At 71.2% G+C, this 20,694-nt stretch carries 20 protein-coding genes; 9 read left to right on the forward strand and 11 right to left on the reverse strand.

The window, feature by feature from the left end:
• Positions 1-18: 18 nt before the first annotated feature.
• Positions 19-345, reverse strand: coding sequence for a hypothetical protein (locus tag ADL29_RS00065; RefSeq protein ID WP_078970682.1), 327 nt, complete (start codon positions 343-345; stop codon positions 19-21).
• A gap of 134 nt (positions 346-479) precedes the next feature.
• On the opposite strand from ADL29_RS00065, the gene ADL29_RS00070 reads away from it, so the two are divergent.
• From ADL29_RS00070 to ADL29_RS00085, 4 genes are all read left to right on the forward strand, one after another.
• Positions 480-818 carry a hypothetical protein gene (locus ADL29_RS00070; RefSeq protein WP_046926284.1) on the forward strand — a complete coding sequence of 113 codons (339 nt, stop codon included), beginning with the start codon at positions 480-482 and terminating at the stop codon, positions 816-818.
• 296 nt (positions 819-1,114) lie between these two features.
• Positions 1,115-2,416 carry a L,D-transpeptidase gene (locus ADL29_RS00075; protein ID WP_053921765.1) on the forward strand — a complete coding sequence of 434 codons (1,302 nt, stop codon included), beginning with the start codon at positions 1,115-1,117 and terminating at the stop codon, positions 2,414-2,416.
• A gap of 98 nt (positions 2,417-2,514) precedes the next feature.
• Positions 2,515-3,483, forward strand: a complete 969-nt coding sequence (locus ADL29_RS00080; RefSeq protein ID WP_053921766.1) for a GNAT family N-acetyltransferase — start codon at positions 2,515-2,517, stop codon at positions 3,481-3,483.
• A gap of 164 nt (positions 3,484-3,647) precedes the next feature.
• Complete coding sequence (locus ADL29_RS00085; RefSeq protein WP_053922194.1) at positions 3,648-4,853, forward strand: DUF2786 domain-containing protein; 1,206 nt, start codon at positions 3,648-3,650, stop codon at positions 4,851-4,853.
• Here the strand turns inward: ADL29_RS00085 and ADL29_RS00090 are convergent.
• From ADL29_RS00090 to mgt, 4 genes are all read right to left on the reverse strand, one after another.
• Positions 4,838-5,371: a class I SAM-dependent methyltransferase gene (locus ADL29_RS00090; RefSeq protein WP_053921767.1), complete on the reverse strand. Its 534-nt coding sequence runs from the start codon at positions 5,369-5,371 to the stop codon at positions 4,838-4,840. The genes ADL29_RS00085 and ADL29_RS00090 overlap by 16 nt on opposite strands.
• A gap of 177 nt (positions 5,372-5,548) precedes the next feature.
• Positions 5,549-6,952, reverse strand: a complete 1,404-nt coding sequence (locus tag ADL29_RS00095) for an amino acid permease (protein ID WP_053921768.1) — start codon at positions 6,950-6,952, stop codon at positions 5,549-5,551.
• A 137-nt stretch (positions 6,953-7,089) separates the two neighbouring features.
• Positions 7,090-7,881, reverse strand: a complete 792-nt coding sequence (locus tag ADL29_RS00100) for a bestrophin-like domain (RefSeq protein WP_245689077.1) — start codon at positions 7,879-7,881, stop codon at positions 7,090-7,092.
• Between the two features lie 88 nt (positions 7,882-7,969).
• Positions 7,970-9,181: a macrolide-inactivating glycosyltransferase gene (gene mgt / locus ADL29_RS00105; protein WP_063788361.1), complete on the reverse strand. Its 1,212-nt coding sequence runs from the start codon at positions 9,179-9,181 to the stop codon at positions 7,970-7,972.
• An 835-nt stretch (positions 9,182-10,016) separates the two neighbouring features.
• Between mgt and ADL29_RS43255 the strand changes: the two genes are divergently transcribed.
• On the forward strand, positions 10,017-10,877 hold the full coding sequence (locus ADL29_RS43255) for a hypothetical protein (protein ID WP_157878348.1): 861 nt from the start codon (positions 10,017-10,019) through the stop codon (positions 10,875-10,877).
• A gap of 412 nt (positions 10,878-11,289) precedes the next feature.
• Here the strand turns inward: ADL29_RS43255 and msrA are convergent, their stop codons facing one another.
• Together msrA and ADL29_RS00115 are read right to left on the reverse strand one after the other, a co-directional pair.
• Positions 11,290-11,955 carry a peptide-methionine (S)-S-oxide reductase MsrA gene (gene msrA / locus ADL29_RS00110; RefSeq protein ID WP_053921770.1) on the reverse strand — a complete coding sequence of 222 codons (666 nt, stop codon included), beginning with the start codon at positions 11,953-11,955 and terminating at the stop codon, positions 11,290-11,292.
• 168 nt (positions 11,956-12,123) lie between these two features.
• A complete protein-coding gene (locus ADL29_RS00115) occupies positions 12,124-13,263 on the reverse strand; it encodes a hypothetical protein (protein WP_053921771.1) in 1,140 nt (379 codons plus the stop codon).
• A 160-nt stretch (positions 13,264-13,423) separates the two neighbouring features.
• On the opposite strand from ADL29_RS00115, the gene ADL29_RS00120 reads away from it, so the two are divergent.
• Entirely contained in the window at positions 13,424-14,584 is a 1,161-nt protein-coding gene (locus ADL29_RS00120) for a cystathionine gamma-synthase (RefSeq protein ID WP_053921772.1), read from the forward strand.
• A 37-nt stretch (positions 14,585-14,621) separates the two neighbouring features.
• Here ADL29_RS00120 and ADL29_RS44760 read toward each other — a convergent pair whose 3' ends face one another.
• The 3 genes from ADL29_RS44760 to ADL29_RS00135 form a co-directional block, all read right to left on the reverse strand.
• Positions 14,622-14,870 carry a hypothetical protein gene (locus ADL29_RS44760; protein ID WP_053921773.1) on the reverse strand — a complete coding sequence of 83 codons (249 nt, stop codon included), beginning with the start codon at positions 14,868-14,870 and terminating at the stop codon, positions 14,622-14,624.
• Entirely contained in the window at positions 14,867-15,337 is a 471-nt protein-coding gene (locus ADL29_RS44765) for a sigma factor-like helix-turn-helix DNA-binding protein (RefSeq protein ID WP_053921774.1), read from the reverse strand. The genes ADL29_RS44760 and ADL29_RS44765 overlap by 4 nt, the downstream gene beginning before the upstream one ends.
• 144 nt (positions 15,338-15,481) lie before the next feature.
• The gene (locus ADL29_RS00135) at positions 15,482-15,982 is read right to left on the reverse strand and encodes a MarR family winged helix-turn-helix transcriptional regulator (protein ID WP_053921775.1); all 501 of its coding nucleotides are present in this window, start codon (positions 15,980-15,982) and stop codon (positions 15,482-15,484) included.
• 212 nt (positions 15,983-16,194) lie between these two features.
• Between ADL29_RS00135 and ilvA the strand changes: the two genes are divergently transcribed.
• The 3 genes from ilvA (at position 16,195) to ADL29_RS00150 (ending at position 19,842) form a co-directional block, all read left to right on the forward strand.
• Positions 16,195-17,496 carry a threonine ammonia-lyase gene (gene ilvA / locus ADL29_RS00140; RefSeq protein WP_078970622.1) on the forward strand — a complete coding sequence of 434 codons (1,302 nt, stop codon included), beginning with the start codon at positions 16,195-16,197 and terminating at the stop codon, positions 17,494-17,496.
• 355 nt (positions 17,497-17,851) lie between these two features.
• Complete coding sequence (locus ADL29_RS00145; protein ID WP_053921776.1) at positions 17,852-18,964, forward strand: ATP-binding cassette domain-containing protein; 1,113 nt, start codon at positions 17,852-17,854, stop codon at positions 18,962-18,964.
• Positions 18,961-19,842: an ABC transporter permease gene (locus ADL29_RS00150; RefSeq protein WP_053921777.1), complete on the forward strand. Its 882-nt coding sequence runs from the start codon at positions 18,961-18,963 to the stop codon at positions 19,840-19,842. The genes ADL29_RS00145 and ADL29_RS00150 overlap by 4 nt, the downstream gene beginning before the upstream one ends.
• A gap of 123 nt (positions 19,843-19,965) precedes the next feature.
• Here the strand turns inward: ADL29_RS00150 and greA are convergent, their stop codons facing one another.
• Positions 19,966-20,463, reverse strand: a complete 498-nt coding sequence (gene greA / locus ADL29_RS00155; RefSeq protein WP_053921778.1) for a transcription elongation factor GreA — start codon at positions 20,461-20,463, stop codon at positions 19,966-19,968.
• Positions 20,464-20,694 lie beyond the last annotated feature (231 nt).

Genomic DNA, 20,694 nt, shown 5'->3' on the forward strand with positions numbered 1-20,694 from the left:
CGGGCGCACGCGCCGGGCTCAGGCTTCTCCGTCGCGGCCGCGCCGCACCGAGTAGCCGACCAGCCCGGCGCCCAGCGCGAGGCAGCCGGCGGCGCCGATGACGTACGGCGTGGTGTCGGGGGAGCCGGTGTCGGCGAGGAGGTGCGGGGACCCGGCGGGGCCCTCGGTGGCGGTCGCGGCGCCGTCGCCGTCCGCCGCGCCGGGGTGCACCGCCGCGCCCGGACGGGCGCCGGAACCGGCCGGCCGGGCATCCTCCACACCGGCGTTCGCGGACGGTACGAACCACAGGGCGCACAGCACCGAACCCGCGGCCGCGGCGGTCAGCAGTGGTCGTCGTGCGGTCACCGGGCGATCCTCCTTGCGGGTCCGGCGCATTGGCCGCTGAGATCGTCCGCTGACATGCGCCGTTGACCGCAGATGTTAGTGACCGCCGCGGGTCGCGGGGAAGTCCGGCCGCGGACGTGCTTACCCTCCGTCCCATGAGCAATGGTGAGACATCACGTTTTGTGCGGCTTCATGTGGAGCTGGTCATGGAGGTCACGGACGCCGAGCGGCTGACCGGCGCCGCCCTCGAGCACATCGGCGGCGACCCCTCCCTCCCCGACGACCAGCGCAAGCAGGCCCAGGACACGGTCCGCGAGGACCCCGCGGAGGCGCTGGCCCATCTCGTCGACCCGTTCGACCTCGTCACGGCCGTGCCGGGCACCGAGCTCGCGCACGCCTCCTGGAGCAGTGAGGAGATGACCGACTACGACCCGGACGCCGAGTGGGACGCGGCGGAGTGGGACCTGGCGGACGACACACCCGCGGAGGCCTGATCCGGGCAGCACCGACCCCCATCCATCGACCACGGCCCCCGTATGCGCCTTTCATCCGGGGGCCTCTCATCTTCCTGCATATGGGTCGTCTGTCTGCCTGCGCATCCCCTGCCCGTATAGGTATCGTCTACCTGCATACGTATCCATTGTGTCCGATTTGAGTGGCATCCTTCACATTCCCCTTTCCTTTTCCGTCGGCGTGCAACACGGTCGAAAGGCACAGACGTAACGAAAGCTCGAACCATCGGATCGGGAGTTCTGCCGGAGATCTGTCGGGAGTTCTGGGTTCGGTAGCAATGGAGATACGCGTGATAACGGACAGCAATCGACGCACGGGTCTGATGACCGGCGCCGCACTGCTCGGGGGCGTCCTCACCCTCACGGCATGCGGCGCCGCCCACGGCGACGACGGCCATGCCGCGCATCCATCGAAGCCCGCGCACCAGACGCAGCCCGCGCACCAGAACGCCCAGCAGGTCGATGCCGCGGCCGTCGAGGACGCCTCGCAGGCCAGGATCGCGATCACGCCCCAGGACGGCACCAACGGCGCCGGCATCGGCAACGGCGCCAAGGTCACGGTCAGCGGCGGCAAGCTCACCGACGTCACCATGACCGCCGGGAACGCCCACAGCACCGTCGAGGGCACGCTGTCCGCCGACGGCACCTCCTGGAAGCCCGACACGGCGCTGGCCAAGTCCACGACGTACAAGATCACCGCCCATGCCGTGGACTCCCAGGGCCGCAAGGCGGTGGAGAACTCGACCTTCACCACCGTCGCCCCGGACCCCCACACCTTCATCGGCACCTTCACCCCGGAGGACGGTTCGACCGTCGGCGTCGGCATGCCGGTGTCGGTCAACTTCGACAAGCCGGTCGTGAACAAGAAGCGCGTCGAATCCGCGATCAGCGTCGCATCGACCAGCAATCAGCGGATCGTCGGCCACTGGTTCGGCAACAAGCGGCTGGACTTCCGCCCCCAGGGGTACTGGCAGCCGGGCTCCACGGTCTCCATGACGCTCGGCCTGGCCGGGGTCGAGGCCTCGCCCGGTGTCAAGGGCATCCAGAGCAAGACCGTCGGCTTCACCGTCGGCCGCTCGCAGATCAGCACCGTCGACGCCAAGACGCACAAGATGACCGTCGTCCGCGACGGCCGGGTGATCAAGACCATCCCGATCTCCGCGGGCGCCAAGGACCACCCCACCTACAACGGCAAGATGGTCATCTCCGAGAGGTTCAAGCAGACCCGGATGAACGGCTCCACGGTCGGCTTCGCCAAGAAGGACGGCAAGGGCGAGTACGACATCCCCGATGTCCCGCACGCCATGCGGCTGTCCGCCTCCGGCACGTTCATCCACGGCAACTACTGGGGCAAGGGCATCTTCGGCAAGGCCAACACCAGCCACGGCTGCATCGGCCTGGAGGACGTCCGGGGCGCCAAGGACCCGTCCACCGACGCGGCATGGTTCTTCGAGCACTCGCGGCTCGGTGACGTCGTCCAGGTGGTCAACTCCGGGGACCGCACCATCCAGCCGGACAACGGCCTCAACGGCTGGAACATGGACTGGTCGCAGTGGGTCGCGGGCAGCGCCCTGCGGTGATCCGCCCGCGCGGGGACGGCCTGCGCACAAGCTGACCGACGCCCGGTGACGCCGTAAATACGGCGCACCGGGCGTCGGCCGTGCGTACGGTGCGCGGCATGGAAATCGACACCGAGGCGTGGTTCGCCGTGGCGGCCGCGGCACACGGGCATGACCGCCCGAGCACACCGGCCCCCGAACACGCCGCCGAGGCCGGGCGGCTGAAGGTCCGCTCCCCGCGCAGCCGCTCCGCCGTCTTCGCCCTTCCCGCCACCGGCGGTTACGCGGGTGTCGCCCTGCTGCGTCTCTTCGGCACCACGGAGAACGCCAAGAACGCCAAGAACGCCACGACCGCCACGACTGCCTTCCTCGACACCTTCACGGTCCACCCCGGGCGGCGCGGCCGCGGGGCGGGCCGCGCACTGTGGGACGAGGTGCGCGCCCGGCTCGCCGCCGAGGGGCGTACGTCGGTCAGCGCGATGGTCCAACGAGGCGGCGCGGGCGAGGAGTTCGCCCTCTCGCGGGGTGCGGAGTGCGCGCTGCCGATGGCGGCGTACGTCCAGGAGGTGCGCGAGGTTCCCGCCGAGCCCGTCCCGCCCCCGCCCGGCTACCGCTTCCTCGCCTGGACGGGCCTCGTCCCCGACGAGCACGCCCTCGCACACGCCCGCGCGCACGACGCCATGGAGGACGCGCCGGCCGGCGACCTGGACCTGCACCGCGACCCCTGGGACCCGGAACGGATACGCGCCGCGGCCCGCCTCGTCCGCGACCGCGGCGGCGTGCTGCTGACCGTGGCGGCCCTCGCCGAGGCCGACGGCGCCATCGCGGGCTACACCGAACTCGTCCTGCCCACCCCTGCCTCCGTACGCGCCGTCCAGTACGACACCGTCGTCGTCCCCGGCCACCGCGGCCGCGGCCTGGGGCGCGCCGTGAAGCTGCGGATGCTGGCGTATCTGCGCGCGGAACGGCCCGGCGTACGGGAGATCGTGACGACCGTCGCGGACGCCAACGGGCCGATGCGGGCGGTCAACGCGGGCCTGGGGTACCGGGCCGACAGCGCGGTGGGGATGTACCAGTTACGGCTGTGAGGGAGCCCGGCCGGCAGGGCCGTCCCCGGGCGCCGCGCCGTCGTCCGTACCCTGACCAGGTGACGGACCACGACAGCAGCGCAGGAAGCCGGAGCGGCCGGACGGGCGGGCGGAAGGGCCGGACCGGCCGGGCGCCCTCGGCGGCCGATGAGCTGGTCGGGAGCGTGCTCGGCAGCGTGCGCTACGCGGCGGACGGGGCGGCGGCCGAGGACGCCGTCGAGGCCGGTGCCTCGATGCTGGCCGCGGCGCCCGCCGGCTGGGAGGCGGTGAGCGCCGCGGTGGTCGCGGCGGCCGCGGCCGGGGTGGCGCAGTGCTGGGCGGGCGGCTGGCAGCCCGCGGACCTCGAGCGGTACGTGCGGCGCCAGGGTCCCGAGGGGACGCAGGCGGCGCTGGTCGTCGACGCGATGGCGGCCGAGGCGTCCCGCGCCCCGGCGGCCGGTGCCCCGCGCGGCGCCCGCTGGGCCGAGCAGCTGCGGCGGCTCGGCGCCGAGGTCTGGTGGGAGGCCGACCGCGGCTATCTCGACGCCCTGGCCGGGCGCCGCCGCACCACCCGCTTCGAGACCGCCTACGACGTCCTCATGACCCTGCGCGCCCTCGCCAGGGTCCCGCGCATCACCCCGCTGCCGACGCCCGGCCGGGCGCCCGCCGGGGAGGCCCGGAGCGCGGCCGCCTCCCGTGCCCTCGGCCGTATCCGCGGCCTGCTGGCCAAGGCCGAGGCGACGAACTTCGCGGAGGAGGCGGAGGCGCTGTCCGCCAAGGCGCAGGAGCTGATGGCCCGGCACAGCATCGACGAGGCCCTCCTGGACAGCGGATCCCAGGGCGGGCAGCCGGGCCCGTCGGCGGTCCGCATCGGCATCGAGGGCCCCTACGAACAGGCCAAGGCGCTGCTCCTGGACGCCGTCGCGGCCGCCAACCGCTGCCAGGCCGTCTGGGCCGCCGACGTGGGCTTCTCCACCGTCGTCGGCTTCACCGCCGACCTGGACGCCGCCGAGATGCTCTACACCTCGCTCCTCCTCCAGGCCACCGCCGCCATGCACCGTGCGGGCGACGCCCACCACGCCCGCTCCCGCCGTACCCGCGACTTCCGACAGACCTTCCTCGTCGCCTACGCGGACCGCATCCGCGCCCGCCTCGCGGCAGCGACCGAGGCCGCCACGAACGCCGCTACCACCGAGTCCCCCGGCACGGCCCCCGCCCTCCTGCCGGTCCTCGCCGCCCGCGAACTGGCCGTGGAGAACACCACCAGCACCCTCTTCCCGGACACCGCCCCGGTCCGCCTGCGCGGCGTACGCGACGCCGACGGCTGGCACGCGGGGCGGGCGGCTGCCGACCGGGCGCGGCTGGGGGAGGACGGTCAGGGCCTGTCCTGACTCGCCGGCCCTTCCACCCACACGATCCGCCGCTCCACCCGCGGATCCCGATGCCCGGCCGACGCCCGCCCGGCCACCGTGAACCCCCACTCCACCAGCGCATCCTCGGTCGCCGCGGCCCCGGTCTCCTCCGTGTACGGCCCGATGACGAGCCGCCCGCCCGGCGCCACCGCCGCACCCAGCAGATGCCGCACCAGGTCCGCGCGGCGCCGCCCGGGCACGTACTCCAGCCCCACCCGTACGACGTCGAACCGCCGCGGCGGCACCCACGTCAGGGCGTTGCCCTCCCAGATGCGGTCCGCCAGACGCGGCAGCCGCCGCCGGGCCAGAGCCGCCAACTCCCCGATGATCTCCAGCCCGTGGACCTCCAGCCTGAGCCCGTCCTGCGCCCCCCACCGCTCCAGGCACTCCATCAGACAGCCGTTGGCGCACCCGACGTCCAGGAACGCCCCGTCCCCCGCCACGGCCGCCGGCACGAACCGCCGCGCCGCGGCCCGGTCCGCCGCACCGCGCCCCATCCCCGACTGCCCCCACGGCGCGCGACGGAGTCGTCGGACCCCGCCGTCTCCTCGGCCCTGCTCCCGTCCGGCCCGGTACCGGCCTCGACCTCACGCACGCCTCCAGGGTTCACGGGAAACCGCACACCCTGTCCGCCGCACCGGCGCGCCGTCAACGGCATTTCGCCCCGGGCGGCTTCACCGCAGCCGGTCGGCCCGGCGCTGCTTGAGGTGGCCCGCGGCTGCCAGCGCCGCCACCACGACGGCCGTGCCGGCGAGCTGCTGACGGCCGTCCGCACCGGCGGCCATGACGGCGAAGACGCCGAGGATGGCGGCGAACGCGAACCACGTCAGGTAGGGGAAGCCCCACATCCGCACGGACAGCAGCTCAGGATTCTCGCGCTCCAGACGGCGGCGCATCTTCAGCTGGGTCAGGCAGACGAGGGACCAGACGACCAGCACCGAGCAGCCGGCGATGTTCAGCAGCCAGGCGAACACGGTGGTCGGCCAGAGGATTCCGGCGATGACGGCGGCGAAGCCGAACACACAGGACGCCAGTACCGCCGCCGCCGGCACGCCCCTGGTGACCCTGCCCAGGAATCGCGGGCCCTGGCCCCGGCTGACGAGCGAGTACGCCATCCGCGACGAGCCGTAGATATTGGCGTTCATCGCGGAGAGCAGTGCCACCAGCACCACGATCTGCATGATCGTGCCGGCCGCCGGGATGCCGAGCCGGTCGAGCACGGTGACGTAGGGGCCGTCCGCGGCGACCTTCGGGTCGTTCCACGGCACCAGGGTGACGACGACGGCCATGGAGCCGATGTAGAAGACGGCGATACGCCACACGGCGGTACGGACGGCGCGGGCCACGTTCCGGCTCGGCCGGTCGGACTCCGCCGCCGCGATGGTCACGGTCTCCAGGCCGGCGAAGGCGGAGACGGCGGTCAGCAGCCCGGCGGCGAGTCCGGCGGCGCCGGTCGGGAAGAAGCCGCCGTGGTTGGTGAGATGGCTGGTGCCGGGTGCGCTGCCGAACACCCCGAGAATGCCGAGCACGCCCAGCACCAGGAAGGCGACGATCGCGGTGACCTTGACGGCGGCGAACCAGAACTCGAACTCGCCGAAGTTCTTCACCGCGGTCAGATTGCTGGCGCAGAAGAACGCCATGAAGATCGCCACCCAGCCGTAGGCGGGGATGAACGACACCCAGGTGTGCATGATCGCACCGGCCGCGGTGGCCTCGGCGGCCACGCCGGCGCAGAGCATCAGCCAGTACATCCAGCCCGAGGTGGCACCCGCCCAGGCACCGAGCTCCTCCTCGGCGTGCACCGAGAACGCGCCGGTGGAGGGCCGGGCCGCGGACATCTCGCCGAGCATCCGCATGATCAGCATGACCAGTGCGCCGGCACCCGCGAAGAGGAGGACGACGGCCGGTCCGGCCGCGGCGATACCGGCCCCGGAGCCCACGAAGAGCCCCGCACCGATGACCCCGCCGAGCGCGATCATCGACAGATGGCGCTGTTTGAGGCCGTGCGACAGCACGGATTCGCCGTCCTGCACGGCCTGCGGGGAATCCTGGGGGGACCGGGTGATTGTCCGACTCATGGTCGTGCCTGTTCATTGCGTGAGACGTTCGGAGAGCCGCACGAGTCTGCGGGGACGCCTGGTACGTATGACGTGAACGCCCGCTATTCGGACCGTTCGCCTACGCGTGGTGAAGGAACCACCACGCGACTGCGCGTCTACCGGGGCGACGACAGGACCTGCAGCACCGCACGCAGCGGCTCCGGCGACGTCGAGAACTCACCGAGGAAGGGATACGACAGTTCCGTGACGAGGAACAGGTTGGCGGCGACGAGGACGCTCACCGCCCCGACCATCCCGTAGTGCGTCAGAGCCTGCTCGCAGCCGAAGACGACGGAGAACCCGAGGACCAGGCCACTGGTCAGAAAGATCACCATCCACAAGGACAGCGGCGGACCGGTGTTGGTGCGTGCCTCGAGCAGCCGTTCCGTGCGTGCGCGGCTCAGTTCCTTCAGGGACGCGAGCGAGCTGGTGAGGAACGCCCGTTGGGTGTCGTTGCGGGGCTCGAGGTTCTCGTACGCGGTGTGCAGGCGGTTCAGTGCGCGCTCGGCCTCGGGCGCGGTACGGCCGGACGCGGCGCCGGGCCACTCGGCCGCCGCCGCCCGGCCGTACTCCCACAGCCCCTGCCGGAGCCGTGCGCTCTCGGCCTTCCCGAACACCTCGAGTCCCCTGGCCATCTGCGCCGCCATGGCGCCCTCGGTCCGCGTCGTCTGGTCCGCCGTGTTCACCTGGCCCCAGAGCGCGAGGACGATGAAGCCGACGAGGAACCCGTAGACGACAGCGATGACGGGGAAGACGAACTGTGCGACCTCGTTCTGCCTGCCCTGCCGGAGGCGGGGGAAACGGTGCCGGACGAACGCCTGGACGCCCGCTGTACCGCCGACGACACCGGCGACGAGCCCCGCCAGCAGCAGCCAGGACGGGACGTTGATCACGATCCAACGGGCCACTGCTCCACGCTCCTGACGTACCCACACCCGCCATCACCAGCGCGGTGGCCAACGAACGCGCCGGACTGCGGACACGCTGCCGGTGCCTCTATCCGGCGGGCAATGCGGCCTCGATGAGGTCGCCCGCCCGCCGGGTGCCGCCCTCGGCAGCCATCTCCCGCTGGACGGCCGTGAGGCGGCGGCCCACTTCCGGGTCGGCGACGAGCGCGAGCACCGCCGCACGGAGGGTTGCGGCGTCCGCCTGGTCCACCGGGACGTGGCGGGCCACGCCGAGCCCCTGGAGCGTGTCCGCGTTGCCGAACTGGTCGACGGCCTGCGGGACGGCCACCATCGGCGTGGCGGTGGCCAGGCCCTCCTGGCTGCCTCCCGCGCCGGCGTGCGTGATGAACGCGTCGGCCTCCCGCAGGATCGCCAACTGCGGTACCCAGTGGTGCACTTCGACGTTGTCCGGGACCTCCCCGAGCTCGTCGGCGGTGACGTGCTTGCCCACCTGGAGCACGACGTGCCAGCCCGGCAGGCCGCCGAACGCCTTGACGCACTCGCGGTAGAAATCCGGCTGCTTGGTGAAGGACGAGCCGAGCGAGACGAGCAGCACCCGCTCGGCGTTCGCGGGCCGCTCCCACCCGCCCTGCGCGGTGCGGTCCCCCTGGCAGGCGCCGACAAAGGAGTGGACCGTCTCGTCGACCCGGTCGGCGTGCGGCTGCAGCGCCTTCGGGATGAGCACGATCGAGCGGGCGGGGCGGCCGACGAACGGGTCGGGGTGCTGCGTGATCCCGTTCTCCGCAAGCCAGTCGGTGAACTTCGCGTAGTACGCCCTGCCACGCTCGGTCGCCCTGGGCTCCGCCCACATCGGCTCGGCGACCTCCTCCTCGTACCCGTCCCACGCGACGAGGTTCGGCGAGAGGGAGATCGCGGGCACACCCCAGCGGTGCGCAAGGACGCGCGCCGGATACGAGGTGATGTCGTGCAGCACGAGGTCCGGCTCGTCCCCTTGATACGCCTCGATGAGCTGCGGCAGCGCCTGGATCGCGTCGTCCAGGAACGGCTCGACGTTGTCGAGGAGCGTGGTCCCCCACGCGGACGGGTCGCTGTCGGGCGACGGCAGCGTCGTGCGGTACGGGACCGGCTCGGCACCGGTCGCGGCGACCTCCTCCTTCAAGCGGGGAGGAATCGCGTACGTGACGCGATGCCCTCGGGCGACGAGCTCGCGGATCACTTCGAGGCTCGGGTTCACATGCCCATAGGCGGCTATGGAGAACATGGCGATATGGGCGCGTTTTACCTGCTTTTGGTCCGTCACGCCCTCACCCTAAGAGAGACGAAACGTCTCGTCCAACTTCTTTTCGAGCCGCCGCTCCGTGGAGCGCCATCCGCCGGCGGGGCGCGCAGCCTGCCTGCCGGGGGAGAGTCGTGGGACCGGGTGATCAGCCGTCGGAGGGCCCGTACGCCGCCACGAAGTCGCCGTACTGCTCCTCGGTCTGCCACCCCGGCCCGCGTGTGCCGGACTCGCCATCGGCGGTATCGGGGGACGGGAGTGGATACGAGACAGGGCCACTGCGGACTGTCTTCCGCCGACGACTGTTGCGGCCCTCTCGCTCCTCTGCAATGTGTCATCCCGTGCCGGGCTGCAAGATAAAAGGTCAGTTTCCATGCGGCGGAACAGGATTGCTCGATTCCTTGTCAGCGCTCTGAGTCAGATCGTCAATCCATCGCCGATATGACTCCTCCGCGAGACGACTGGTAATCGACTTAAAAGCGGTCGTAGCCATGCAGCTCTCATAACGGTGGCCCTCGCCGCCGCGGGCGCCAGGCGGCGAGTTCGGATTCGAGGCGGGCAATGGTCGCGGCCGGGTCGTCCTGCGGCGCGGCGCGGGGGTCGTCGAGGTGTCGCTCCGTGTGCACCCCTGGTGCGTCGGGCCCGCCTCCTGGCAGGCGTCGGGGTATGCGCAGGAGGCCCGCTCTTGGCGGGCCCCTGGGCGCGGTGCGCAATGCCCGACCGCGGACGATCTCGACTGAGCCTTGTATTGCGCTCGCATTGCTCCGAGCGACGTGAAGGGGCACGCTAGATGTAGGGCCTTGGTGTCTCTTGCTTCGCTGACGTGGGATGTATTTCGTCAGGCGGGTGAACGAATCTGATGACGGGTACGCAATCACTTGAGTTCGTCATTCCGCTCTTGGTGCCAGTTCTGACAGGGGCGATGGGCGCCCTGGGTATCCTGATCAAGGATTACCGCACGCAAAAGAGCCTTTATCACCAGATGCGGCGTGAAGTTGAAATAGGGCAAGCCGAGGTGCAATTCATTCACGCCTGGATACGGGCTCGTCAACTACTGGGCCCGCTGGGGGAGGATTCCCGTACAGCCCAAGACTGGCTGGACAGATGCTATGCGGCGGTGGAAAGTTCTCAAAGGAAGGTGCCCCTGCCTCAATCGAAGCAGAAGCCTGCCCTGCGTCGCCTGCTCCTGCTTCGGGAGATTCACGGAACTGCTGCGCAAATATGGCGGATCATTTACTGGCTGCTATTCATCTGGTGTAACTGGATCGCAATTGGAGTGGTGTGGCAACTGGTGGATTTGATTAAAGGAGTCCCGGATGCGGTATATGGGGTGCTCGGTATGGTGATCGTCGCGGGCATCTTTGCGCCTGTCACGGCTGTCGCGAGAGTAGTGGCTGTCCATTACGGTAAAGGGGGTAAAAAGCCAGACGCGGTGCCACCCAGGTCTTCTGGTAAGACCGTATGGCGTCACCATAAGGGCGAAGTGGCGCCCCGTCAGCCTTCCCACAGGACTGCTTGGGTTCACCATAAGACTGAAACGGCGCCCCGCCAGCCTTCCGGTACTTGGGCTCACCATGAGACCGGAGCGGCACCCCGTCAGACTTCCCACAGGACCGCTTGGGCTCACCATAAGGCCGAAGTGGCGCCCCGCTGGATTTCCCGTAAGGCCGGCTGGGATCACGAAAGGGCCGAAGCGGCGCCGCGCCAGCATCGTCATTAGAAGTCGTCTGTCGGCTGCGGCCGAAGGCCCCCGTGGCGGCGGTCGAGTCGTACGCCCGGTCCGGGCGATCAGGTGCTGGCCACCCCGTGTCACGGAACGACTCGAAGACGCCCGGAGCCCGACCGGTGAGGACCGCGCCCGCATCATGGTGAAGGTGAAGCGCGAGGCGGCCCTCTCGACGAAACGGGTGCGGCCCGGAAATTGTGAACCTACCGGTCACGGTGGGCGACGCCCTGCCGGCCATCGGACGGCCCAGGGGTCCGCATGACGGCCCGAAGGCCCCTCAGACCCACTCCACCTCGGAGTCGATGTTCGAGGGGCCCTGCGTCGGCAGAGGCGTTCTGGGTGCTTTCCGCTGTCGCTACGTTGTGGTCATGTATCGAACTGCGGGCAGATGCTGCCGGCGAAGAGGTCAGCCGTCCGCTTTGGCGACGCCGACCGGGCAGGACACGCCCGTCCCCCCGATCCCGCAGTACCCCGCCGGATTCTTGTCCAGGTACTGCTGGTGGTACCCCTCCGCCGGATAGAAGGGCCGGCCCTCGGCGGGGAGGATTTCGGTGGTGATGTCTCCGTAGCCGGAATTCTGCAGGACGGTGCGGTAGGCGTCGCGGGAGGACTCGGCGGCGGCCTGCTGGGCGGGGGAGTGGGTGTAGACGGCGGAGCGGTACTGGGTGCCCACGTCGTTGCCCTGGCGGAAGCCCTGGGTGGGGTCGTGGGATTCCCAGAAGAGTTTGAGGAGGGCGGTGTAGGGGACGACGGCGGGGTCGTAGACGACGCGGACGGCCTCGGTGTGGCCGGTGTGGCCGCTGCAGACCTCTTCGTAGGTGGGGTTCGGGGTGTGGCCGCCCTGGTAGCCGACGAGGGTGGTCCAGACGCCGTCGGCCTGCCAGAACTTGCGCTCGGCGCCCCAGAAGCAGCCCAGCCCGAAGTCGGCGGTCTCCAGGCCCTCGGGGTACGGGCCGAGCAGCGGGTTGCCGAGGACGGTGTGCCGGGCGGGGACGGTGAAGTCCGGCTCGGGGCGGCCCTTCAGCGCTTCCTCGGGGGTGGGGAGATGGGTCTTGAAGCGGGAGAACAGCATCAGGATCAGGCTCCAGAGGATGAGGCGGGGACGGGCGCTGCTACGAGGACGGACTGGCGGTGCGGACGGACGTGGCGGTGAGGCGGTCGCGGCTACTGGGGCAACATTCTGCGGCGGGACCGCATTCCGCGCGGCCGGGGCCCGGGTCCGTACGGGTGCCGGCGGCGCTCAGCGCCCCTCCGGCGGAAAGCCCGCCGACGTGCCGCCCATCTGCTCCCAGCCGGCGATGGCCAGGGCCCGGTAGGCGGCGTACTCGGCGGCGGGGCTGCGGCCGTAGGACCACGGGACGGCGCCCACATGGCCGTCGACCAGGCGGAGCTGTTCCATCGCCTCGGCATAGCGCTCGGCGCGGACCAGGAACCACACCAGGAGATGGCGGACGTGCGGGGCCATCGGGTGGTCGGCGGGGGCCTGGCCGAGGGCGAAATGGGCGCCCTCGACGGCCCGCTCGATCACCGCGCTCTGGTAGAGGCTGCGGACCATGTTGGCCTCGGGGAGGTGCTCGTAGACCGCGAAGAGGGGAAGGGCGGGCAGCAGGCTGTTCTCCGGCGCACCGGCCGCCGCGCGCTCCGCGAACGCCTCGGCCTCCTTGCGGGAGCCGTGCCACTTCTCCGACCAGTACGGGAGCGCGGCCAGATGCGCGCCCATGTGATGCGGGGCGCGCTGGGCGACCTTGGACCAGAGCTCTTCGTAGTCGGCGGGCCGGTCGTTCAGGCCACGGGCCACGGCCAGCTCGGTGATGTACGGGATCGGACTGCCCGGTGCCAGCAGGGCCGCCTCCCGGCAGACCGTACGGGCCTCCTCGAGGATCATGCGGAAGTCCTGGGAGCCGGGGTCGCGCAGCGCCTGCAGGACGAGGAACTGGGCGTGCGTCTGCGCACCGCCGGCGTCCTTGGGGGACTCCAGGCGCCAGGTGCGCAGCCAGATGCCGCCGCTGCGCCGCCCGTCGCCGCGCGCGGCGTCCTCGGCGCCCTCCCGCGCCAGCTCGAACGCCGCCGAGCCCGCCAGCGTCTGCACCCGCTGCCAGCGCAGCTCCCAGTCGTCCCCGGTGGCCTTCAGCAGCTCGGCCGCCGGGCGCCAGTCGTGGGTACGCCGTATCTCCTTGAGCGCATCGTCCAGCTCCTGGTCCGGGCCCGGCAGGCGGACGTCGAGTTCGTCCAGCGGCACGAAGCCGTAGCCGGCCATCGGGTCGGCGGCCACCACCAGACCCTGCCGGGTCTGCTGTACGGCCCGCCGGCGCCGCATCCAGGGCAGGAAGACGCAACCGCCGAGTGCGGTCGCGGCGAGGAGCACGAGCAGAGCGTCCATGTGGTGTGTCCCGGTCGGAGTGGTGGCGGGTGGGGCAGGGTCACGATGAGGGGCGAGGGTGAGCCGTCGGCGCACTCTCCTGTTACCTCTGTATTTCACTATCCAGGGAACCAAAAAGTTCCGCGGAGGCCCCTTGCGCGGCCGACTACCCTCGGCAGGCATGAGCGAACAGCGCGAAGAGCGCCACCAGCACTTCGAAACCCTTGCCATCCACGCAGGTCAGGAGCCCGACCAGGCCACCGGCGCGGTGGTGCCGCCCATCTACCAGGTTTCCACTTACAAGCAGGACGGCGTGGGCGGGCTGCGCGGCGGATACGAATACAGCCGCAGCGCCAACCCGACCCGTACCGCCCTTGAAGACAATCTCGCCGCCCTCGACGGCGGGCGCCGCGGCCTCGCCTTCGCCTCCGGCCTCGCCGCGGAGGACTGCCTGCTGCGCACGCTGCTGGCCCCCGGCGACCATGTCGTCATCCCGAACGACGCCTACGGCGGCACCTTCCGCCTCTTCGCGAAGGTCGTCGAGCGGTGGGGTGTGGAGTGGTCGGTGGCCGACACCTCCGACCCGCAGGCCGTACGCGCGGCGCTGCGGCCCCGTACGAAGGCGATCTGGGTCGAGACGCCCAGCAACCCCCTGCTCGGCATCAGCGACATCGCGGCGCTGGCCGGTATCGCCCGGGACGCGGGAGCCAAGCTCGTCGTCGACAACACCTTCGCCAGCCCCTACCTCCAGCAGCCGCTCGCCCTGGGCGCGGACGTGGTGGTCTATTCGACGACCAAGTACATGGGCGGGCACTCGGACGTCGTCGGCGGCGCGCTGGTCGTCAACGACGACACCCTCGGCGAGGAACTCGCCTACCACCAGAACGCGATGGGCGCGATCGCCGGGCCCTTCGACGCCTGGCTGGTGATGCGCGGCATCAAGACCCTGGCCGTACGGATGGACCGGCACAGCGCCAATGCGGCGCGGGTCGCGGAACTGCTGACCTCCCACAAGAAGGTCACCCGCGTCTACTACCCGGGACTGTCCGAGCACGCCGGCCACGAGGTCGCCGCCAAGCAGATGCGCTCCTTCGGCGGCATGGTGTCCTTCCAGGTCGCGGGCGGCGAGCAGGAGGCCGTGGAGGTCTGCAACCGGGCGAAGCTGTTCACCCTCGGGGAGTCGCTGGGCGGCGTGGAGTCGCTGATCGAGCACCCGGGGCGGATGACGCACGCCTCGACGGCCGGTTCCGCGCTGGAGGTCCCGGCCGATCTGGTGCGCCTGTCGGTCGGCATCGAGTCCGTCGACGATCTGCTGGCGGACCTGACGCAGGCGCTCGGGTGATGCGGGCCGGCTGAGCGATTCCCGCCCGTCAGGCGGTTCACCACCCCTCCGCCGGAGGGGTGGTGCGGGCCGGCGGCGGCAGCCACGGCCGGTCCGCCGACCAAGTCAGCAGCGCCGCCAGCGCGAGGAGCGCGAACAGCCAGCCGATCCGGCGCAGAAGGCGGCGCCGCGCCATGAGGCGGCGGCCGCGGGCGACGGCCCGTGCGGCCAGATCGGGCGGTACGGGCGGCGGCGGCCCGGCCAGCATGCGCCGTACCTCGGTCTCCTTGCGGTCGGGCCCGCTCATGGCGGGGCCGGGGCCGGGGCCGGTTCCGGGCGGCTGCTGCGCATCTCCGAGACGGCGTGCCGGAACAGCGCGTGCACCCGCTCGGCGGGCAGGCCCAGTTGGGCCGCGGTCTGTTCCTCGGCCACGTCCTCGTGGAGCAGCAGGACGAGGACCAGCCGCTCCCGGGGCGGGAGCCGGTCCAGGAGGCCGCCGCGCGGCCTGCGGTGCCGGCGGGTGGTGTGCAGGAAACCGGCGGTGAGTTCCCGGCGGGCGCGGTCGTACGGGTCCTCGCCGCGCAGCCGGTCCCAGGCCGCGTACGTCCGCGACAGTGCGCAGATCAGCAACTCCTCGGCGGCCGGGGCCGGTTGGCCGTCCGGCTCGCCGGTGAGCAGGGCGGCGGCATGCAGCAGCCGCCCCGCCGCGCCCGCCACGAAGGACTCGAACTCCCGGGCACGGCAGCGCTCCCGCGCCCACCGCCGCTCTCGCACCGCCCCTCCCGGCTGACGGATCCGCTGCCCCGGCCCCCCGGCAGCCCTGGCCCTCCATGGCACGGCAGAGCGGGCGTCCGGTCAAGGGGCGCGGCAGGAGGCGTGACGAAGCGGGGCCGGGCGGCCGTCAGGAGGCCCGGTGCGTCAGGACGCCGGACCCGCCGGCGAGAGCGAGGTGGTGAGCGTGGCGAGGGAGGTGTTGAAGCGGGTGAGGAGCGCGCAGAAGGCGTCCCGGTCGTCCTCGGACCAGCCCTCCGTCACCAGGGCCATCAGCGCACGGCGCGACGCACGCACCTCCTCCAGACGGGTGCGGCCGCGCTCGGACAGTTCGAGCACCACGGCCCGGCCGTCCTCGGGGTGCGTGGCACGGCTGACCAGACCGGAGTCCACCAGGGGCGCCACCTGGCGGGTGACCGTCGAGGAGTCGATGCCCATCCCGCAGGCCAGGGCCTTGACGCCCATCGGTCCCTCCTGGTCGAGGCGGTTGAGCAGCAGATAGGCGGCGCGGTCCATGGAGTTGCGCGCCTGCCCGACGCCACCCAGCCGGCTCTGCTCGGCGCGGCGGGCGAAGACGGCCACTTGGTGCTGCAGCGCGTCGAGGAGAGCGGTGTCGGGATGGGTCGTCATGTCCGGAGGGGTGGGCATGGCCGGGAGCTCGCTTCATGGAGGTGCGGGATGGATGGGAGGACAGCGTACGCGGACCCTGCCCGGACCGTACCGGCCCTGCCGTACCGATAACGCCCCGTGAGATGGCCGAGACCATTCCGCGCCCTCGGGCCGGATCGCTCCGCACCGTACGGCGGTCTCGCCATACGGTCGAAAAGGCCCGGGACGGGCCGAACTGGGAGACTGGCGCCATGGCAGATCACACGCCTCGTACGCCACAGGAGTCCCTCGCCGCCGAGGTCCCCGCCGACGCCGCGATCGCCGGGGTCGCGGACGCCGAGGACCCGATTGCCGCGATTACCGTCGACGACGTACGCGAGGCGCACAAGCTGCTCTCCGGCGTCTGCCGCACCACTCCTTTGGAGGGCAGCCGCTATCTGTCCGGGCTGCTCGGTTCCCCCGTGCATCTCAAGTGCGAGAACCTCCAGCGCACCGGCTCCTTCAAGATCCGCGGCGCCTACGTACGCATCGCCGCGCTCTCCCCGCAGGAGCGGGCGGCCGGTGTGGTGGCGGCGAGCGCGGGCAACCATGCGCAGGGCGTGGCGCTGGCGGCGTCGCTGCTGGGGGTGCGCTCGACGGTGTTCATGCCGGTGGGCGCGCCGCTGCCGAAGGTCGCCGCGACCCGCGAGTACGGCGCCGAGGTGCGGCTGCACGGCCAGGTGGTGGACGAGACGCTGGCCGCCGCCGAGGAGCACGCGCAGCAGACCGGGGCGGTCTTCATCCACCCCTTCGATCACCTGGACATCATCGCCGGCCAGGGCACGCTCGGCCTGGAGATCCTCGAGCAGTGCCCGGAGGTGCGCTCGATCGTCGTCGGCATCGGCGGTGGCGGGCTGGCCGCCGGGATCGCGCTGGCGGTCAAGGCGCTGCGGCCGGATGTGCGGGTCATCGGGGTGCAGGCGGCGGGTGCGGCCTGCTATCCGCCGTCGCTGGAGGCCGGGCACCCGGTGTCCATCGAGACGCTGACCACGATGGCGGACGGGATCAAGGTCGGGCGGCCCGGTGATGTGCCGTTCCGGATCGTCCACGAGCTGGTGGACGAGGTCCGCACGGTCTCCGAGGACGAGCTCTCCAGCGCGCTGCTGCTGTGCCTGGAGCGGGCGAAGCAGGTGGTGGAGCCGGCCGGGGCGAGCCCGGTGGCGGCGCTGCTGTCCCACCCGGAGACCTTCGAGGGGCCGGTCGTCGCGGTGCTGTCCGGCGGCAACGTCGACCCGCTGCTGATGCAGCGTGTCCTGCGGCACGGCATGGCCGCCGCCGGGCGCTACCTCTCGCTCCGGCTGCGTCTGACCGACCGCCCGGGCGCGCTGGCGACGCTGCTGGGCGTGCTCTCGACGGCCGACGCCAACGTTCTGGACGTGGGACATGTACGGCTCGACCCCCGGCTCGGTCTGACCGAGGTGGAGGTGGAGATCCAGCTGGAGACCAAGGGCCCGGAACACTGTGCCGAGGTCGGCGCGGCGCTGCGGGCGGCGGGCTATCACGTGATCGCCTGACGGTGGTCGGCTCGCGTCGCGCCTGCCCGGCGGACGGGGTGCCCCGCGGGTGCCCGGCCCGCCTCCATAATCCCTGTCGCGATGTATCGCGTTGGGAGTAGCATCCCCGTGTCGGGCCGCCGGTGCGTCGTGGCGGCCCGTTGCGGGCATCTGCGTGCCGGCGTACGGACACGGCAGCCGCGTCGGCAGACGCGCACGGGCGGCCGTGCGCGGACGGCGCAGCAGGCAGATGCGCACGGACGAAGGTAAGTGCACGCAAGCATGTGTGCCCGAGCGCAGAAATGCTCACAGGGCGTGCAAAGTCCGGCAACCGTATATTCGACCTGGAACTGACCCAAGCCATGGGAGTACCCATATGCCAGGCGCTATTTACGCCGAAGGTCTGGTGAAAACATTCGGTGAGGTACGGGCTCTGGACGGCGTCGATCTCGACGTACCCGAAGGGACCGTACTGGGGATGCTCGGCCCGAACGGCGCCGGCAAGACCACCGCCGTACGGGTCCTGACGACCCTGCTCCGGCCTGACCGCGGACGAGCCGAAGTTGCCGGGATAGATGTCCTCGCGCACCCCGACCGGGTGCGCCGCGCCATCGGACTGTCCGGCCAATTCGCCGCCGTGGACGAGTACTTGACCGGCCGGGAGAACCTCACGATGGTCGGCCAGCTCTACCAGATGAGCGGCCGGGACGCCAAGCGCCGGGCCGGTGAGCTGCTGGAACGCTTCAATCTCTCGGACGCCGCGGACCGCACGGCCAAGACCTACTCCGGCGGTATGCGCCGCCGTCTCGACCTGGCGGCGGCACTGGTCGTCAGCCCGCCCGTGATGTTCATGGACGAGCCGACCACCGGCCTGGACCCGCGCAACCGCCAGGCGCTGTGGGAGGTCATCGAGGAGCTGGTCGCGGGCGGTACGACCCTGCTGCTCACCACGCAGTACCTCGAGGAGGCGGACCGCCTCGCGCACGACATCTGCGTCGTCGACCACGGCAAGGTCATCGCCCGGGGCACCTCCGACCAGCTCAAGGCGCGCACCGGAGGAGAGCGCGTCGAGGTCGTGGTGCACGCTGCCGAGCACATCCCCGTCGCCGAGGCCGTGCTGAACGGCTTCGGCAAGGGCGAGGGCACCATCGAACCGCACACGCGCAAGATCACCGTCCCGGTGGCCGGCGGTGCCAAGCTGCTCGCCGAGATCATCCGGGAACTGGACACCCGCGGCGTGGAGATCGACGACATCGGGCTGCGCCGGCCGACGCTCGACGATGTCTTCATCTCGCTGACGGGGCATGTGGCGGAGGCCGCGGACGGGAGCGGGGAGAGCGGCGCGGATGCCGACGGCGGCACCGGAGGACGTCAGAAGAAGGGCCGGAAGGCCACCGGACCGGGCGAGCCGGCCGCCGTACGGGAGACGGCGGGCGGCGGGACGGCCGACGGGGACCGCGGAACGGCCGACAAGGAGGGCGTGAAGTGACGACGGCGAGCCAGCAGGCACAGCCCCCGGCCCCGGTCCACAGCCCGCGGCAGCGCGGCGGCATCGGCGGGTCCGTACGCGACTCCCTGGTGGTGGGCAAGCGCAATCTGATCCGGATGATGCGTATCCCCGAAGTGGTGATCTTCGGGCTGATCCAGCCGATCATGTTCGTGGTGCTGTTCACCTACGTCTTCGGCGGCTCCATCCTCATCCCCGGCGCCCCGTCCGGCAACGCCCAGGCGTACCGCGAATTCCTGATGGCGGGCATCTTCGCGCAGACGGTCACCTTCGCCACGGCAGGTGCCGGCGCGGGCATCGCCGACGATATGCACAAGGGGCTGATCGACCGGTTCCGGTCGCTGCCGATGTCCCGCGGCGCGGTGCTCACCGGCCGCACCCTGGCCGATCTGGTGCAGACCGCGCTCACCCTGGTGGTGCTGGCCGTCGTCGCGCTGCTGATCGGGTGGCGTACGCACGAGAACCTCGCCAAGGTGCTGGCCGGCTTCGCGCTGCTGCTTCTGCTCGGCTACGCCTTCTCCTGGATCGGCGCGCTGATCGGCCTCTCGGTGCGCACCCCCGAGGCGGCGACCTCCGGCGGCCTGATCTGGCTCTTCCCGCTGACCTTCATCTCGAACGCGTTCGTGCCGGTCAACGGCATGCCGGCCGTTCTGCAGCACGTGGCGGAGTGGAACCCGTTCAGTGCGACGGTGGCCGCGGCCCGGGAGCTGTTCGGCAACACCAACCAGCATGTCCCGAAGTCGGTGACCGGTGCCTGGCCGATGGAGCATCCGGTGGTGGCGTCGGTGATCTGGTCGCTGCTGATCATCGCCGTGTTCCGGACGCTGGCGGTGCGCAAGTACCGGTCGGCGACGGCCTGAGGGGGCCCCGCAGCGCGGTCCCCGAGGCCCGTCCACCAAGGCCCGTAGGTACGGCGAAGCGGCCCGGAGCGCTCTTCAGGCTCCGGGCCGCTTTCTGCCCTGTGTGACTGGCGTCGGTCGGCCTCAGGCGCTGTACGGCTTGGCCTCGAGGATCTTCACGGCCGCCTTCTTGCCGTTCGGGAGCTCGTACTCCGCGGTGTCGCCGATCTTCTTGCCGTTCACGCCCGCGCCCAGCGGGGACTGCGGGGAGTAGGTCTCGATGTTCGAGCTCGCGTACTCGCGCGAGGCCAGAAGGAACTCAAGGGTGTCGTCCGGGTCTCCGTCGAACGCGATGGTGACGACCATGCCGGGAGCCACGGAGCCATTGGCGGCAGGAGCCTCGCCGACCTTCGCGGTCTCCAGCAGCTGCTTCAGCTGGCGGACGCGAGCCTCCTGCTTGCCCTGCTCTTCCTTGGCCGCGTGGTACCCGGCGTTCTCCTTCAGGTCACCTTCCTCGCGGGCCGCCGCGATCTTCTCGGTGATCTCGGCGCGGGCGGGACCAGACAGGTGCTCCAGCTCGGCCTTGAGCTGGTCATACGCCTCCTGGGTAAGCCAGGTGACGTTCTCGCTGGTCTGGGTCACAGGTGCTCCTCGTCGGTACTGGGGATAAATCAAACGCCCTACCAGGAAGGTTTGCGCCTTCACGGGTGGGCGAAACCACGAGCCTAACAATTCCGGCACAAAACGGGGAGGGGGAATTCCACAGCTCACACCCGCCGCCACATCGTCGCTGCTCAGAGGCGGTCGGCCGGTGTCGCCTCGCGACGCGCCCGGCCCCTTGCCCCGGGCATGCCGGAGGCGCGGTGGCGGGAA

The sequence above is a fragment of the Streptomyces chattanoogensis genome (assembly GCF_001294335.1).
Lineage (GTDB): Bacteria > Actinomycetota > Actinomycetes > Streptomycetales > Streptomycetaceae > Streptomyces > Streptomyces chattanoogensis.

Coding starts and splice junctions, on each gene's coding strand:
- ADL29_RS00070 (WP_046926284.1), top strand. CDS start 480: ATGAGCAATGGTGAGACATCACGTTTTGTGCGGCTTCATGTGGAGCTG.
- ADL29_RS00075 (WP_053921765.1), top strand. CDS start 1,115: ATGGAGATACGCGTGATAACGGACAGCAATCGACGCACGGGTCTGATG.
- ADL29_RS00080 (WP_053921766.1), top strand. CDS start 2,515: ATGGAAATCGACACCGAGGCGTGGTTCGCCGTGGCGGCCGCGGCACAC.
- ADL29_RS00090 (WP_053921767.1), bottom strand. CDS start 5,371: ATGGGGCGCGGTGCGGCGGACCGGGCCGCGGCGCGGCGGTTCGTGCCG.
- ADL29_RS00095 (WP_053921768.1), bottom strand. CDS start 6,952: ATGAGTCGGACAATCACCCGGTCCCCCCAGGATTCCCCGCAGGCCGTG.
- ADL29_RS43255 (WP_157878348.1), top strand. CDS start 10,017: ATGACGGGTACGCAATCACTTGAGTTCGTCATTCCGCTCTTGGTGCCA.
- msrA (WP_053921770.1), bottom strand. CDS start 11,955: ATGCTGTTCTCCCGCTTCAAGACCCATCTCCCCACCCCCGAGGAAGCG.
- ADL29_RS00115 (WP_053921771.1), bottom strand. CDS start 13,263: ATGGACGCTCTGCTCGTGCTCCTCGCCGCGACCGCACTCGGCGGTTGC.
- ADL29_RS00120 (WP_053921772.1), top strand. CDS start 13,424: ATGAGCGAACAGCGCGAAGAGCGCCACCAGCACTTCGAAACCCTTGCC.
- ADL29_RS44760 (WP_053921773.1), bottom strand. CDS start 14,870: ATGAGCGGGCCCGACCGCAAGGAGACCGAGGTACGGCGCATGCTGGCC.
- ADL29_RS00135 (WP_053921775.1), bottom strand. CDS start 15,982: ATGCCCACCCCTCCGGACATGACGACCCATCCCGACACCGCTCTCCTC.
- ilvA (WP_078970622.1), top strand. CDS start 16,195: ATGGCAGATCACACGCCTCGTACGCCACAGGAGTCCCTCGCCGCCGAG.
- ADL29_RS00145 (WP_053921776.1), top strand. CDS start 17,852: ATGCCAGGCGCTATTTACGCCGAAGGTCTGGTGAAAACATTCGGTGAG.